The sequence below is a fragment of the Methanosarcina soligelidi genome (assembly GCF_000744315.1).
In the GTDB taxonomy this organism is placed as follows: Archaea; Halobacteriota; Methanosarcinia; order Methanosarcinales; family Methanosarcinaceae; genus Methanosarcina; species Methanosarcina mazei.
In genome coordinates, this window is record NZ_JQLR01000001.1 from 3,326,112 (window position 1) to 3,342,202 (window position 16,091).

Sequence of the window (16,091 nt, forward strand, 5' to 3'; positions counted from 1 at the left end):
TTCGAATAAATCTGCGTTAGCTACCTCCAGAAAAAGTAAAGTAGAAAAATTGTATTGAAAAATGAGAGGTTTTACGCCGATCATTCAGTATAATAGATTTTACGCCACCATCCAACAATAATATCTCCCGGTTGTCCGAACCGCCAGAACTTTCAGTTCTCATGTGTTTCAATTCAAACCTTTAGCTTTTCATCAAGGTCGGGAACAATTTTGTCGAAATACCTGGTTACCACACAGGATTCCATGCACTTTCCGCACCTTATGCAGGCTTCACTTACAAGTGGCTTCCCTTCTTTTATAGAAACCGCCCCGACAGGGCAGGCTTTTTCACAGATTCCGCAGCCAGTGCAGCGGGAAAGCCTCACTAGCTGTTTTGCAGTTTCCTTAAAAAGCTGGACAGCCTTTTCTTTCGTTTCCGAGCTTACAATCAGGTTTCCATTAGAGAAAAACTTCACAGTCCCGGTTCCGGTTTTTACCAGTACCATGCCCAGCTCTTCCGCATAAACAGTCTTCCCGAGAACGTTAATGAAATCTGCGACTTCTTTTTCCTTTATGCCTTTAACCCCTGCTTCTACGGAAAAACCTCCGGCTTTGCAGGGAGAGATCCCTGAAACGACTTCGATTTCAAAGCCTTCGGCTTTTTCTTTCGCAAGGACAGAGATCCCGAGCTCTTCTGCCAGCCTGAGCATTTTCGGAGGCAATTCTTTCCAGCGCCAGAAACCATGTTCTATGAACTCTTTTGAAAGCCCGCGTGTTTTCGCCCACTCAAGCAGAAAAGCGTTCCATCTGGCATGCATTTCAGGGTGCAGTTCTTCCACCCTGGCATATTCGGCAGCAAGGGCAGATGGGCAGAGCCAGCAACCGACCCTTTCAAAGCCCAGGTCATAGAGCGGATTATATGAGAGCCCCCTCCAGTGGATGTAAAGCCAGACTTCAAGTGCACGCCAGTCCCGGATGGGGAAAATATTTAGCTGTGCAGGGACGAAGGGATTTGTCTCACTTGCTGCAATCCTCGCCCTTGAGAAAGATTCGTGTTTCCGTTTTCCGTCTACTGTCAGGTAAGCTACCGCATTTGAAGTTTTCTTTTCCTGAAGGGAGCAGTTTCCTTTTTCTGTTTCCAGGTCTCCTGCCGAAGCCAGTTTGCAGACCTTGCAGCACCAGCGGAAGTCCTTTGCAGGAGGCCCGAATTTATCTACCTGCTCCCAGAAAGCAGATCCCGAGTTCATTTCTTCAAGCGGGACTTTCATCTCCCTGCAGAAAGTCCGGGCGAAATCCACAGTTTCCGGAAATTCTATCCCTGTATTCAGGAAAAAAGCCTTAAACTCTCTCTGTTTGAGGGCAGCCTTTGCAAGGTCAAGCACAACGAGGCTGTCTTTTCCCCCGCTGAAAGACACATAGACCGGTAAATCCCTGTACTCATTCCTTGAAACAATCCCGCGGATGGTGTTGATGGCATTTTTCCCCAGAGCCTGCAAATGTTTTCTGTTAGCTTCTATGCATGTCCCTAAATCCGGGTTTTCGGGGTGCAGGGAAACCTCACTGCTGTCAACCTTTCTGACTCTGAGAATTTTTGCTTCGCTTTCGGATTGAGCGGGCTCTGAAAAGCCCTTCAGGGCTGAAAATTCAGCTCCACTAATGTAAGAAACCCCGTAACCGCTAAGGCTGCCCGCGGTCACAAGGACAAAATCCCCTGCTTTTATATCACCAGCAAAAGAGTCAATAAGCTCAATAGGGATGTTTTTTCCATTGATATGTCGGTTTGTTTTTCTAATTTTGACTTTTTTGCCCTCTGCATATTTGAGGAGGATTTTTGCTCCATGGAGAGAAGGCTCAAACCGGTAATCCATTCTGGATAGTTCGAAACTGAGAACTCCGAAAATGAAACCATCCACAATGACCTCATCTGTTTTGTCTTCTCCAGGGATTTTATTCAGAAGCACAAGCCTGCCTTTAATAGGGTTGCAGCCAAATGATGAAATCAGCTGCCCTGCCAGGACTTCATGTTCATAAGGGGAGCAGAACCTTACATCGGCAGGCTGGGAAAGATGAAGTATCTCACCTTTACTGCCGCAGATGCCACATTCTTCCCCTATGAGGGGCAGGTTGCATTTCCTGCACCAGAATATGTAATCGTCTTCATATTCGAAGCGCGGAGAGGATTTTTTCTTTGAAACATCCGTATCATGCCATTTTTGAGAGCCTGAATTCTTTTTTTCGGAGGGTTTCTCTTTAAAATCCCTTAAATCCCGTGGCCTGTTTCCTGCCCCTTTTTCACGGGTGTGCGGGCTGTTTCTGTCCTGACTGTTTTTTTTCGGGCTGTTTTTGCCCGGATTATTTCTTTTTTGTTTTTGTGAGCCGGAAGTCTGGTTTTTTTCTTTTTTCTGATGCATGGAAGCCCTGACCGGTAGTTCAAAGGTAGTTCGAAGAAACGGTTAAGTATCTTATCGTTCAGTTTTCTGCAAGGATGAGTTTATCAATATATCAATATTTTGAGAGAAAGCAATATTTAATAGAAGAAAATCTGTAAATATTTTAAAAATGTACTGTCTTTGATTTCTACTGAACTATATGAATTATTAATGGAATAATTAATGGAGTACATGAAGTATTATAAACTGCATGGAATATTATACAAAATGATCTGCCGTAATATATATCTGAAAACTTATATTTAAACTGTTATATTAAATGCTTTATATGAAGCATAAGTATATTAAATTTCCTGTAATCACCAGAGCCTTCTAAAATGGATTAAGGCTTTCAGCGAAACTCTTCTGTTAGTCAAAAGCGGCTTTTTAAACGAATGTGATAAGGTATGAAATATGATGTTATTGTGGTGGGAGCCGGTCCTGTGGGCTCTACTGCTGCCCGCTATGCGGCAATGAACGGGGCAAAAGTCCTTCTTCTCGAAGAGCACGCTTCAATAGGATCACCTGTGGGATGTACAGGGCTCCTGAGCACCAGAGCTGTTGAAGAGTGTGACCTCAAGCCCTCGGACGAATTTGTATTCAATTCCGTGCGTGGGGCTTTTGTTTACGCTCCTGAAGGTCAGTGCCTGCCTGTTGATGGAAAGCATACAAGGGCATATGTTGTTTCCCGAAAAAATTTTGACCGCGCCCTTGCAGTAATGGCTGTGGAAGAAGGCGTTGAGCTCTCCCTAAAAACAAGGGCTGTAGGGTTCGAAAAAGAAAACTCTGAGACTGGTACAGGGACAACAGGAGAAAGTGGTAAAAAAGAAACGGGCTCTCCCGTAAAACTCCGGATAGTCAAAAACGGCAAGCCTGGAACCGTATCTGCTTCTGTGGTCATTGGGGCAGACGGAGTAAAAAGCCGCATAGCCAGTTATGCCGGGCTTGGAAGACCTGCTCGTGTGCTTCCGGGAATCCAGGTAGAAGCTCCATATGCCTCGGAAGACAGTGATTTTGTCGAACTGTTCCCAGGCTCTTCAGCTCCGGGTTTTTTTGCCTGGACAGTTCCCCTTGATGAAAAAATCTCGCGTATAGGGCTTGCAATAGACCCCGAGCTCGCTTTCAGGAACGGATATGGTGAGAATTCCCCCCTTTATTATCTTGAAAAATTATTGCGCTCCAACCCCCACATAAAAGCAAGATACTCCGGAGGCATGCTCGACTTTGTGGTTGGCGGGATCCCTGTAGGTCCTCAGGATAAAACATATACGGGGGGAGTCCTTCTTGCAGGCGATGCCGCAGGGCAGGCTAAACCCACATCCGGGGGAGGAGTTTACACCGGGGCTTTTGCAGCAAAAATCGCAGGAAGAGTCGCAGCAGAAGCAGCCCTTGAAAATGATACCTCTGCAAACAGGCTTTCGGAATACGACAGGCTCTGGAGAAAGGGGCTTGCAAAAGAACTCGAAATAGGCATGAAAATCCATGATTATATGGGAAAGCTGGAAGACAAACAGTTGAATGAACTCATAGGCTCTTTGAATACCCCGTCAATCCTGAACACGATCACGGAATACGGAGATATGGACCATCCCTCGATCCTCATGAGAAAGCTGATGTTTTCGGGAAATTCCTTGAGGCTCATGAAAGCCTTCGGGACATTTATAAAAACGCTCTTTTAAACTGATCCGGAGTCCTGATTTTTACTGTAAGGGCTATAAATCCCGGGAATCCCTTATATTACAGGGGTAAATGTGGGTTCAGGTTCTAAACTTCTTGATGATGTAAAAATGCACCTTTGCACATGTTCTGCAGGGCTCAGGCTCACTCCTGATATGGAAGCGTTCCTGAAAATGCCCATGAGAGAACTCTACGTCTCCCTGCCCATTCATATGGATGATGGTTCCATAAAGGTTTTCAAGGGTTTCAGAGTCCAGTATAACGAAGCCCTGGGACCTGCCAAAGGAGGGATACGTTTTCATCCGCATGAAACAATGGAGACTATACGCGCCCTTGCAGCCCTGATGACCTGGAAATGTGCCCTACACAGGCTGCCTCTGGGAGGAGCAAAGGGAGGAGTTGTCTGTTCCCCAAAAGAGCTTTCACACCGGGAGCTGGAGCGCCTTAGCAGGGCATATATCCGCGGAGTTTACCAGATTATAGGCCCTGATAGGGATATACCTGCTCCAGATATGTATACAAACCCGCAAATTATGGCATGGATGATGGACGAGTACTCGAAACTCGCAGGAAAAAATGTCTTCGGCGCAATTACAGGCAAACCCACAAGTCTGGGAGGTTCTGCTGGCAGGTTTGATGCAACGGCTAAAGGCGGCCTGTATGCGGTAAGGGAAGCTGCAAAAAAACTGGGGATAGAGCTTGAAGATGCAAAAGTTGCTGTCCCAGGGGTTCGGAAACGTCGGATACCACGCTGCTTACCTTGCAAAGAAACTCTTCGGCTGCAGAGTTGTGGCTGTAAGCGACAGCAAAGGAGCTATTTACTCCGGAAAAGGGCTTGACCCTGAGGATGTTTCCGGGTATAAGCATTCCACAGGTTCCGTGCTGGGCTATCCGGAAGCGGAAAATCTCAGCAATAAGGAGCTTCTGGAACTTGATGTGGATATCCTTATCCCGGCTGCCCTTGAGGACTTAATAAGCATAGAAAATGCGGAAAAGGTAAGACCGAAAATTCTCGCCGAAATGGCCAATGGGCCCACGACCCGGGAAGCAGAAGAGTTACTCATTTCGAACGGGGTCCACATAATCCCTGATATTCTTTGCAACGGGGGAGGGGCCATTGTTTCTTATTTTGAAAATGGTCCAGAACGAGTCCAGCATACAGTGGGACGAAAAGGAAGTAGAAATGCGCCTAGAAAAAAAGATGAAAGAAGCGTATCATTCGGTTTTCTACTTTGCCGAAAAAAACAATGCCGGCATGCGGCAGGCTGCCTATACACTAGCTGTTGGAAGGGTTGTCGAGCCATGCAGCTCAGGGGATGGATCTGAGTCCTGTAATAACAGACCTGAAAAGGAAAAAGGGATAAAGAAAAGTTCGGAAAGCAATGAATAAAGGTATAAATACAGGTATTAATGGGTAAAGCAGCGAAAAAGGACGGTGATTCGAGCGTACAGATGTAGCAATTGTGGATATCTTTACAACCCTGGCCTGGGAGATTCTTCACAGTCCATAGCTCCTGATACGGGGTTTGAAGAGCTTCCTAAATCCTGGAAATGCCCGAGGTGCGGAGTTTCCAGGGAAATGTTTGAAAAAGTGTAAGTTTTAAGTTTAAGTTTAAGTTTAAGTTTAAGTTTAAGTTTAAGTTTAAGTTTAAGTTTAAGTTTAAGTTTAAGTTTAAGTTTAAGTTTTAAAGATACCTGACGCCCAGATAAAGGGGCTAAGAATTATTAACCCTTGCAACCAGCATCTTCCAGTTCATTAAGACGGTTTCTTTCAAAGTTAAGGACTTTTCTGATTATTAACTTTTTTGACCCGAGTGAGAGTTCATCATTTTCAGGGTATTTTTTCTTTACATACTCATAAAGTTCCGGAACACTCATTTCATCAAGTTTCCTTTTGAGCTGGTTAAACTCTTCCATAAAAAACACCTCACTTAAAACTCACTTATAGAAATCGAAGTAATATTATAAGTCCTGTTATAAATCACATTATATAACATATCGATAAGTACATCCGAATTTATTTCAGATACAGGTTTTCAGATGCATGTCAGTACTGATGTTTTTGATTGATGTTTTTCAGTCGTAGTGTTTTTAATTATGCTTTTCAGTAATAGTGTTTTCAATTGATGTTTTACGGTAACAATGATTTTGATTGATGTTTTTCAGTAATAGTGTTTTCAATTGATGTTTTTCAATACTAGGGCTTTGATTGATACCTTACATTAATAGCGTTTTCGATTAATACTTCTAATGTCCTGTTTTTATAGATTCATATTTATTCAGAGCTGTAAGTATTTCTTACCCGCCTGCTGCTCAGTCTTATTTAATTTCTTTTAAATTTATATCCAAAATATTAATATGTCAATAATCTTATCATACATGTGACTACCGAATAGGATTTCGTGGAAACTATTTAGGAAAACATGAAGCTCTGGACAGACAATCCAGATCCCGGGGAATAAGTCGAAAGCAAAAGGAACAGCACTTGGTGGCAGGGGTGGTAATATAAACGTTGACATAAAAAAAAGTGAAGCAGGAATTGAGTGGATGGAAGAATTTCTTTTAAACAGCCCCACCCCTGTCCTGAAGATCGAAAAAGAAGGGGTAATTACCTATTCTAATGAGGCAGGGAAGCCATTGATTGAAGAATGGGGGAGCATCCCTGGCGGGAAAGTCCCTTTAAATATCCATAAAATTGTACGAAAAGCAGCTTTCAGAAGAAAGTCAGAATGCCTGGAACTTAAAGCAGGCGAAAAAACTTATCTGGCTACTTTTGTCCCTTCTGCTGACGGTAAATACACTGTTCTCCATACATCAGACATAAATTCATCTAAAAAAATGGAAAGAAAACTATCTTTGATAGACAGATATTATGAAGCTTTTACCAGGGTTGCGGAGCTGTCACTTATATGCACAGACCTTCAGACATTGCTGGACGAATCCTTTAATTTAATTATTTCCACGCTTGATGCAAAATACTGCAAAATTCTGAAACTTTTAAATGATGGAAACTTTCTGGTTGAAGCAGGGGTCGGATGGAAGCCGGAAGATACAGGCAAGGTTATTAAAAGGGAAGAGTCTTCGGTAGCAGGATATACTGTTCTTTCAAAAAAACCTATTAATATAGAGGACCTGGACAAAAAAGGTTCAATCGAAAGAATGGGACTTTATGGGTATTCGGAAATTACTCACGGAATCAGTGTCCTTGTAGGAAGCCTCGAAAAACCGTATGGAGTCCTTGCAGTCCACAGCACCAGAAAAGAGAAATTTACAAAAGAGGATGCCTGTTTTTTGAAAGGCATTGCATCCATGCTTTCATTAGCCTTTGAAAGGAATAAGGTGGAGAGCACACTTCTGGATAAGGTTCTTTTCCTTGAAACCCTTGTGGATACGATCCCTGCCCCTGTGTTTTACAAAGACAGGGAAGGGATCTATCGCGGATGCAACGACCTCTTTGCAAAAATGATCCTGGGGATACCAAAGGAGAAAGTAGCAGGATGCTCTATAGATGAGTTTCTCGAGAAAATTCCGCAGGAACTGGGAAATGTTTACAAAAGAACGGACAGGCAGTTGCTTCAGAGAGGGGGAAGCCTGATTTATGAATCCAGAATAATGTGCTCTGATGGGTTGCTCAGGCAGTTTCTTATTAACAAAGCTGCATACCGAAATCTTAATGGGGATATGGAAGGTCTTGTAGGGGTAATGCTTGATATAACCGGGCAAAAACGTACAGAAGGTAGCCTGTTAAAAAGTGAAGAGAGATACAGGCTGGCTGCCGAGCAGACAGGTCAGCTGATATACGAATTTGACCTGAGAAACGGCTATGGAGAATGGGCAGGCGCTGTTAAGGAACTTACGGGCTACACCTATAATGAAATGCAGAATTTCAGTTATTATGACTGGCTTGAGCACATTCACCCTGATGAGCGCAGAAGAGTGCAGCAGGAATTTAAAAAGTGCTGGAACACAGGAGAAAAATTCAATGAAGAATTCAGGTTCCGTCGGAAAGATGGAAGCTATTTTTCCGTGGAGAACAAAGGTGTCTATCTGAAGGACGAAGAAGGGCTCGTATGCAAAGCCCTCGGGGTAATGAAGGATATTACAGAACTCAAACTTTCCTCGCAAAAACTGAAGGAAAGCGAAGAGATGTACCGGTCATTTTTACAGAACTTTAAAGGGATAGCATTTAAACTGGACAGGAATTTTACCCCTCTATTTATGGAAGGGGCAGTCGAGGAAATAACCGGGTACACAGAGAAAGACCTCATATCCGGCAGGATAAATTTTTTTAATCTTCTTGATCCGGAAGATTTTTCATTGCTCGATAATTGCAGGAATAAAATGAGTTCTGTCCCCAATTCTATTATGGAGTATGACTACAGGTTCAGGAGAAAAGATGGAACTGTGAGATGGGTCCATGAGTTAATCCATAATATCTGCAATGAGAACGGTGAAACAGAGTTTATACAGGGATATGCTTATGATATTACTCCGAAGAAAAAAGCTGAGGAAACCCTTGCAAAAGCCGAAGCAATAGGCATGAGGGAAATCCACCACAGGATTAAAAATAACCTTCAAATAGTTTCGTCCCTGCTGAGCCTTCAGGCTGATAAGTTTAAAGACAGGGATGTAATTGAAGCGTTCAGGGAAAGTGAAAACCGTGTTGCTTCCATGTCCATTATTCATGAAGAGCTTCACAAATCCGAGGATACCACAAGCATAGATTTTGCAGCCTATTTGAAGAAATTGACTTCCGAACTCCTTTATTCCTACAGGATCGGAAATGAGAAAGTCCATCTTTTCCTTGATGTGGACCACACATTCCTTGGAATAGATACTGCAGTCCCTCTAGGGATTATTATTAACGAGCTCTTTTCAAACTCGCTGAAATATGCGTTTTCCAGAGGTGCCGACGGCGAGATCAGTATCTCTCTTTGCAGGCTGCCTGAAATATCAGGATCTTTTATCGAATCCAGCAGCTGTATTGGCACAGCAGGGCCGGGAATTCAGACAGGGTTTAAACTTGTTTACTCGGACAGCGGGGGTTGCTTCCCGGAAAATATCGATTTTTATAATCCCGATACCCTTGGTTTGCAGCTTGTAAATGCCCTGGTAGAACAGCTCGATGGAACGGTTGAGATTGAAAAAGGAGATCAAACCAGGTTCACTATAAGGTTCGAGGACAAGGGATTCTGAGGAAAAACTGAATGGTGACATATTTCTGATGCTGTCCGTCACCATATATTAACTATTATTTAATATATTAACTATTATTTAACTGCATTATTTAACTATAGGATTTTATAATCATTTTTTTGAGTTTTTCTCTGTCAATTAAACCTATACCATTAGCTTCAGCTAATTCAATGGCAGAGTTTGTAAAATAGTTATTTGTAACTACTAAACCTTCGGTACATTTGTATAAAGCTTTAGACGCTACAACTTCCTGTACTGCTTTATTCGAAACTTTACTTGAATAACGTTTAGCCTGAACAGCGATCCTTCCTTTATTTCCTGATAAAATAAGGTCTGCTCCCTGGTCTCCAGATAAAGGAGTATGAATTACCGAATATCCCAATCTTTCAAAAACAGACTTTAGAAAACCTTCAAATTCATATCCTTCCATTCCATCTATACTGGCTAATATTACATTTATATCTCTCAATCTGTTTTTTCTTAATTTTTTTTGTTCTGACCATTTTTTTAAAACTTTCAAAAACTTCTTTCCTACGATCAGAAAAGAGACCACAAGTACCTTTCCAGCGACCAGAAAAGCGACCAGAAAAGCGACCAGAAGATTCTTCTTGGTCTCTTTTGGACGAATCATTTGTTTTTCAGGCTTCCATAGAAAAGCAAAATTTAAAAATGCAACTGTTATCAAAAGGAATAATATACTCACTATCGGTGAGCTTACTATTATTAATAAACCAGAGATTAAACTAATAGATGCTATAGCAAGATAAGTTATATACAGAATAAGGTGTAATAATTTTGGTTTTGTCGGAGCTATTAGTCGGCTAACTTCTAATTTAAAAATAAGGATCGCAATAAAAAAACTAATTATACTCAATAAAAATAATTCTTCTAATAAAAAGCCAAATCCAAGAAATATAAATATTGATCCAAATATAAAATAAGCTATTTTTGAGAAAATATTTGAAAATTTTGGTTTTTGCTGGACTACAGGAATACTGGATACCGGGTAATCTGCTGGAGTATTATCTTCTAATGAAATTGGTACTGCTCTTATCTCTGATGGAGTAGTTAAAGTATCAACCTCTGCAATGGACGATGGATTTTTCATTTTTCAGCCCTCTGTATAAAAAGTAAATATAAAAATAGAGAGTATATTAAAAAGTTTTCCATTCCAGCAGCAAGCTAGCGAATATTCGACAGAAATACTAATGCTCTTTCTTTCCTGAAAAAAAACTTGATCGTAGAATGAATAGGATACCTCAGCCGTCCAGTATTCCCATCAAGTATATCTTATTCCCATCAAGTATATCTTATTCCCATCAAGTATATCTTATTCCCATCAAGTATATCTTATTCCCATCAAGTATATCTTCATTTGCTGTTTTATTGTCAGGTAACTACAGCTTTTTCCCGCCATAAGACCTGACATGCTTCCAGGCTTTATGATGCTCGGGAAATAGGTCCTCATCTATGTATATCGCGTCGTTGTCCCTATTATACAGCTCTCGATCTTTTCCTATCGGGCAGACCTTGATACATATTCCGCAGGGTGAAATGTAACGTTTGTTAAGTTCAGCACTGTATGAGGAACATGCTTTCTTATCTGTCAGTGCGTCAGGGTAATCTTCCTTTTTAAGAGCGTTCGACGGACACATTTTTACACAGCGCATACAGCGAGTGCAGAGCTGAGTTTCCAGCATTGGGTCTGAAGGAAGCTTGGCTGTGGACAGGATTGAACCGAAACGGACCCTGGGACCGTACTCCGGTGTAAGTATCGTGTTGTTTACCCCAAAGTTTCCCAGCCCGGCAAGGAGAGCGGCGTGCCTGTGAGAAAAGAATGCAATGGGATTTTCGAGAAGTACCTGAATGCCCCCATATCCGTCTCTGGGCACGAAAACGGATGGGTATCCTTTGGAGGTCAGGAAATTGGCAAGCCGATATGTGTACTGGTCCAGCAGGGAATTTACGGTATTATACAGTTCGCGGTAATATATTGAGGGGGACGTCTCCAGTACCGGAAGAGGGATCGGCAGTCCGATAACTATTACTGATTTTGCTTCAGGATATATGGACTGAGGATAGAATTCTTCAGGCATCCACGGCAAAAACGGAGGATTTTTCCATCTCTCAACACTGGCAACCCTAACCATGGGTATGTCCATACTTTCGCATTTCTGCAGGAGAGCTTTTTTCAGATCTTCAGTCGTGGATATCCCTTCTTTATGATTCCTTATCCCTACAGGGAGATAATTTTCCCACAATTTGAACATTTCCATCCATCTATATTCGGGATGGGGATTGTTCCACTCGACAAAGGAGAAACACTTGCAGACGAAAGAAAGGAAAGAATAGAAAAAATCGCTATTACGTTTAAGCAATAAGTAATGACAAAGTCTCATATAAGTGAAAAGTTAAAGAAAATAATATGATAATTGGAATAATAATAAACACCAGCGAACCTGAAACAGTGTGGAATGCATTTAGATTCGGCACGACTTCATTGCTTAATGACCATGAAGTGAAAATCTTCCTTCTGGGAAGAGGAGTGGAGTCAGAGAATATCAGGGATGAGAAGTTCAATGTTCAGGAACAAATAAAGCTTTTTATGGGGAACAGTGGCAAAATCTTCGCGTGTGGAACCTGCCTTAAAGCAAGGCAAATGGTGGGAAGCGAGGTTTGTCCGATCTCCACCATGCGTGATCTTCTCCATATAGTTGAAGAATCTAACAGAATTTTGACATTTGGTTAAGCTGATTCCGGAATCGAAGGCGTAATTTCATGGCATATTATGCTGTTCCTCTATGATTAAATCCCTCATAGATGCCCAGTCAGGAATTTCATTTCATATTTCTACTTTTTTTGAGGGGCGCCGGACAGGCTGGCAAGTTTCCGATATTATACAAATTTAAATCCGGTTTACGGGGTAAAAGGAAACCTGTGCTAATCAACTCTCTCGCTTTACTGAGTCATTTTTTCCTGCTCGATGAGGGTCGTAATTAAGTTTCTGGGCAAATTTTTTGATTATATCTCGGTACTAAAATATAATTAATTGGATAATTATTTATATCATAACCATGATGTACGTATCGCTGTATAATCCAGATAATATCAGTTTTTGATTGCAGTTTCACAGGGCATTACCTCAGAATCCTCTTTTTTAAAATGTTTTTCCGGGCTTCAGAGGGAACCTTAACTGCTTGAAAAGGCTGAGTATTAAAATAACGAAGGCTGTCAGAGTGGGCTGTGGTTGAAAATAAAAGTTACATATATATTCTGAGCACAGAATCTTGAATGTTTTCCAGATAATGAATGTATTCTAGATAATGAAAGTATTCAGGAAACAGGGTTAAAAAGAGAGAGATAAAATGGTTAGAGATTCGACAGCATGTGACCCGTTTCTAACATGTTTTTCCGATAAAGTGTTGTTTAATACTTTCACCCTGCTATATAACTTTATTAATAAAAAGTCTGCGTGTTGTTATGCGTGTTGAATATTCGGGATATCCGGGCAATTGATTACAGGAAATTCAATGCCTGCTGGTGAGAAAAACAGACATAATAAATTACATAAAAATGGCAAACAGGATCAATCACAGAATTAATCCATTAATCCATTCAGTTCTTTCAATTATCATCCGGTTAAATCATCATCCGGTTAAATTATCATCTGGTTAAATGTGCCATCCTGCACGGAACAGCTTTCTTTAAACACGTATCCGGTTTCAGATGTTTTGCCTGATTTCAGGAACTTAACCCAAACTTTTTAAACTCCAGCTTTATCCCAATTACGAAGAAAAAACCCGAGAGAAGGAAAATGAAAAATATCATAATCAAAGGGGCACGGGAACACAACCTGAAAGACATTACCGTGGAGCTTCCGCGGGACAGGTTAATTGTAATTACCGGTGTGTCAGGGTCGGGAAAATCAACCCTCGCCTTTGACACTATTTATGCCGAAGGTCAACGGCGCTATGTTGAGTCGCTCTCTGCTTATGCGCGGCAGTTCCTCGGGCTTATGAACAAGCCGGATGTGGACAGCATTGAAGGGCTGTCTCCGGCAATTTCCATAGAACAGAAAACCACCTCTAAAAATCCCAGGAGTACGGTGGGGACTGTAACAGAAATTTATGACTACCTCAGGCTGCTTTTTGCAAGGGTTGGGACTCCCTACTGTCCTGTTCACGGCATAAAAATCGAGTCCCGGTCTCCGGAAAGGATTGCTGACAGCCTCAGCAGGGAATGTGAGGGAATGGTTACAATCCTCGCACCCCTAGTCCGTCAGAAAAAAGGAACTTACCAGCAGCTTTTCAGGGACCTCAACAGCGAAGGGTTCACCAGGGTAAGGGTGAACGGGGAGATCCACAGGACAGATGACGAAATCTCCCTTGACAGGTACAAAAAACACGATATTGAAGCTGTAATCGACAGGCTGGACCCTTCCGAAGACCGGTCAAGGCTTGTCGAAGCCTGTGAAAATGCACTTCAAAAAGCCGCCGGACTCCTGATTGCTGTGGATTCGGAAGGAAAAGACCATCTTTACTCTTCTAACATGGCATGTCCTGTCTGCGGGATGGCTTTTGAGGAACTCCAGCCCAGGATGTTTTCTTTCAACAGTCCTTTCGGGGCTTGCGAAGCCTGCAATGGGCTCGGGTTTAAGATGGAACTTGACCCTGACCTCATAATTCCGGATAAAAGCCTGTGCATTGCTGACGGAGCAGTTGCTGTTTACAGGAACTATCTTGACGGCTACCGGAGCCAGCATCTTGCTGCTGTTGCAAAACATTTTGGCTTTGATGTATTTACTCCTATCGAAGCTCTTTCCGAAAAGCAGTATAACGCTCTTATCTACGGCTCGGATGAACGCATCCAGTTTAGCATGAGCATGAAAAATGGGGATGCACAGTGGTCCCATAAAGGCACATGGGAAGGTCTTCTTCCTCAGTCCGAAAGGCTTTACAGCCAGACCAAGTCCGAGTACCGGAGAAAAGAACTTGAGAAATTCATGCAGGTCCACCCCTGTCCTAAATGTGAGGGCAAGCGCCTGAAAGAAAAGGTTCTTGCAGTCAAAATCGCGGACAAGTCAATAGTGGATATTACAGACCTGTCCATTTCCCAATCAGTCCGGTTTTTTGAAGACCTGAAACTCCCACAAAAAGAACAGGAAATCGCAAAGCAGGTGCTTAAGGAAATTCGTTCCCGCCTGGGTTTCCTTGAACACGTAGGGCTCAGTTATCTCACCCTTTCCCGAAGTGCAGGCTCACTCTCAGGCGGAGAAGCCCAGAGGATCAGGCTGGCAACCCAGTTAGGCTCAAACCTTATGGGCGTGCTCTACGTTCTTGACGAGCCTTCTATAGGGCTGCACCAGAGAGATAATGAACGGCTTATTGAGACCCTTCAGACTCTTAGAGATCTCGGGAATACTCTCATTGTGGTGGAGCACGATGAAGATACTATCCGGGCTGCGGATTATGTGCTTGATATTGGTCCCGGAGCGGGGATACATGGAGGGTATGTGGTAGCCGAAGGAACGCCTTCGGAAATTGAGAAAAATCCGGAATCTCTGACAGGCAAATACCTGTCCGGAGAAAAGCAGATAAAGCCTCCTGCTATTCGCCGACAGAGCGATTCCTTTATCCGTCTGAAAGGCTGCAGGGAGAATAACCTGAAAGATGTGGATGCAAATATCCCCATAGGGCTCCTTACTGTGGTCACAGGGGTTTCAGGTTCAGGAAAATCCACCCTTATTTACGATACCCTTTACAAAGCCCTCACGAAAAAGATCAACAAATCAAGCGTAACTCCCGGGGAATATGACGAGCTTATCTTTGATTCCGAGATTGATAAGGTAATTGTTATCGACCAGAGCCCCATAGGCAGGACTCCACGCTCAAACCCTGCCACCTATACCAAGGTCTTTGATGCTGTCAGGCAGGCTTTTGCCGAAACTAAGGAAGCAAAAATCCGGGGATACAAAAACGGGCGTTTCTCTTTCAACGTAAAAGGAGGGCGCTGTGAAGCCTGCCAGGGAGAAGGGCTGATTAAAATCGAGATGAATTTCCTGCCTGATGTTTACATCGAATGTGAAGAGTGCAAGGGAACGCGCTATAACAGGGAAACCCTTGAAGTAAAATACAGGGGCAAGTCAATTGCCGAAGTTCTGGACATGACTGTGGAAGAAGCAGCAGAGCATTTTGAAAATGTGCCAGCGATTAACGGCAAGCTCAATACTCTCGTACGTGTAGGCCTTGGATATATCAAGCTCGGGCAGAGTTCCACAACCCTTTCCGGAGGGGAAGCCCAGAGGATCAAACTCACAAGGGAACTCTCCAAAAAGTGTACCGGAAAGACGATATACCTCCTTGACGAGCCCACGACAGGCCTGCATTTCCATGACGTTAAAAAGTTAATTTCAGTCCTTAACGGGCTTGTTGCAAAAGGAAACACCGTTGTTGTAATCGAACACAACCTGGATGTTATCAAATCCGCAGACCATATAATCGACCTTGGTCCCGAAGGAGGACACGCAGGTGGGGAAATTATTGCAGCAGGTACACCTGAGGAGGTTGCCATGGTTCAGGAGAGCTATACAGGGAGATTCCTTGCTCCCAGAATTCTGGCAAACGCAAACCTTTATTTGGAACCGGGATCACAGCCTGTAGAGGCTGTTTTTGAAGAAGAGGAAGATTTCGGAACCGATTTCGAGGAATTAGAGGAAGAATCGGATGAAAACCTCGACGAAGAGCCAGAGGAATTTGACAGAACAGACGATACATTTGAAGAAAAGATTCTTCAAAAAGTTTGAGAGGCAGT

General features: G+C 42.8%; 11 protein-coding genes and 1 pseudogene. 8 read left to right on the plus strand and 4 right to left on the minus strand.

Annotation, left to right across the window (positions count from 1 at the left end; translation table 11 throughout):
• Positions 1–173: 173 nt before the first annotated feature.
• Positions 174–2,390: a phosphoadenosine phosphosulfate reductase domain-containing protein gene (locus M886_RS14290; protein ID WP_048051375.1), complete on the minus strand. Its 2,217-nt coding sequence runs from the start codon at positions 2,388–2,390 to the stop codon at positions 174–176.
• Positions 2,391–2,815: 425 nt separating this feature from the next.
• Between M886_RS14290 and M886_RS14295 the strand changes: the two genes are divergently transcribed.
• The 5 genes and pseudogenes from M886_RS14295 to M886_RS18065 all read left to right on the plus strand — a co-directional run bounded on the left by M886_RS14295 (position 2,816) and on the right by M886_RS18065 (position 5,682).
• Complete coding sequence (locus tag M886_RS14295) at positions 2,816–4,087, plus strand: geranylgeranyl reductase family protein (RefSeq protein ID WP_048051376.1); 1,272 nt, start codon at positions 2,816–2,818, stop codon at positions 4,085–4,087.
• A gap of 210 nt (positions 4,088–4,297) precedes the next feature.
• A complete protein-coding gene (locus tag M886_RS19220) occupies positions 4,298–4,924 on the plus strand; it encodes a Glu/Leu/Phe/Val family dehydrogenase (protein WP_235204035.1) in 627 nt (208 codons plus the stop codon).
• Positions 4,845–5,153, plus strand: a pseudogene (locus tag M886_RS19395) (glutamate dehydrogenase); the annotation flags it as partial. The gene M886_RS19220 and the pseudogene M886_RS19395, both read left to right, overlap by 80 nt.
• Before the next feature lie 115 nt (positions 5,154–5,268).
• On the plus strand, positions 5,269–5,475 hold the full coding sequence (locus M886_RS19400; protein ID WP_268745864.1) for a hypothetical protein: 207 nt from the start codon (positions 5,269–5,271) through the stop codon (positions 5,473–5,475).
• 45 nt (positions 5,476–5,520) lie between these two features.
• On the plus strand, positions 5,521–5,682 hold the full coding sequence (locus M886_RS18065; protein ID WP_084685100.1) for a rubredoxin: 162 nt from the start codon (positions 5,521–5,523) through the stop codon (positions 5,680–5,682).
• 128 nt (positions 5,683–5,810) lie between these two features.
• Here the strand turns inward: M886_RS18065 and M886_RS14305 are convergent, their stop codons facing one another.
• Entirely contained in the window at positions 5,811–6,002 is a 192-nt protein-coding gene (locus tag M886_RS14305) for a hypothetical protein (RefSeq protein ID WP_048051377.1), read from the minus strand.
• A 630-nt stretch (positions 6,003–6,632) separates the two neighbouring features.
• Here M886_RS14305 and M886_RS14310 point away from each other — a divergent pair.
• On the plus strand, positions 6,633–9,281 hold the full coding sequence (locus M886_RS14310) for a PAS domain S-box protein (RefSeq protein WP_048051378.1): 2,649 nt from the start codon (positions 6,633–6,635) through the stop codon (positions 9,279–9,281).
• A gap of 91 nt (positions 9,282–9,372) precedes the next feature.
• On the opposite strand, the gene M886_RS19230 is transcribed toward M886_RS14310, so the two are convergent.
• Positions 9,373–10,389 carry a restriction endonuclease gene (locus M886_RS19230; protein ID WP_235203976.1) on the minus strand — a complete coding sequence of 339 codons (1,017 nt, stop codon included), beginning with the start codon at positions 10,387–10,389 and terminating at the stop codon, positions 9,373–9,375.
• A 289-nt stretch (positions 10,390–10,678) separates the two neighbouring features.
• Positions 10,679–11,551 (minus strand): epoxyqueuosine reductase, encoded by an 873-nt coding sequence (locus M886_RS14320; protein WP_235203977.1) that lies wholly within the window; start codon positions 11,549–11,551, stop codon positions 10,679–10,681.
• 155 nt (positions 11,552–11,706) lie between these two features.
• On the opposite strand from M886_RS14320, the gene M886_RS14325 reads away from it, so the two are divergent.
• Positions 11,707–12,030 carry a DsrE family protein gene (locus tag M886_RS14325; RefSeq protein ID WP_011035181.1) on the plus strand — a complete coding sequence of 108 codons (324 nt, stop codon included), beginning with the start codon at positions 11,707–11,709 and terminating at the stop codon, positions 12,028–12,030.
• Positions 12,031–13,095: 1,065 nt separating this feature from the next.
• Positions 13,096–16,083, plus strand: coding sequence for an excinuclease ABC subunit UvrA (gene uvrA, locus M886_RS14330; protein ID WP_048051379.1), 2,988 nt, complete (start codon positions 13,096–13,098; stop codon positions 16,081–16,083).
• Positions 16,084–16,091: the final 8 nt, after the last annotated feature.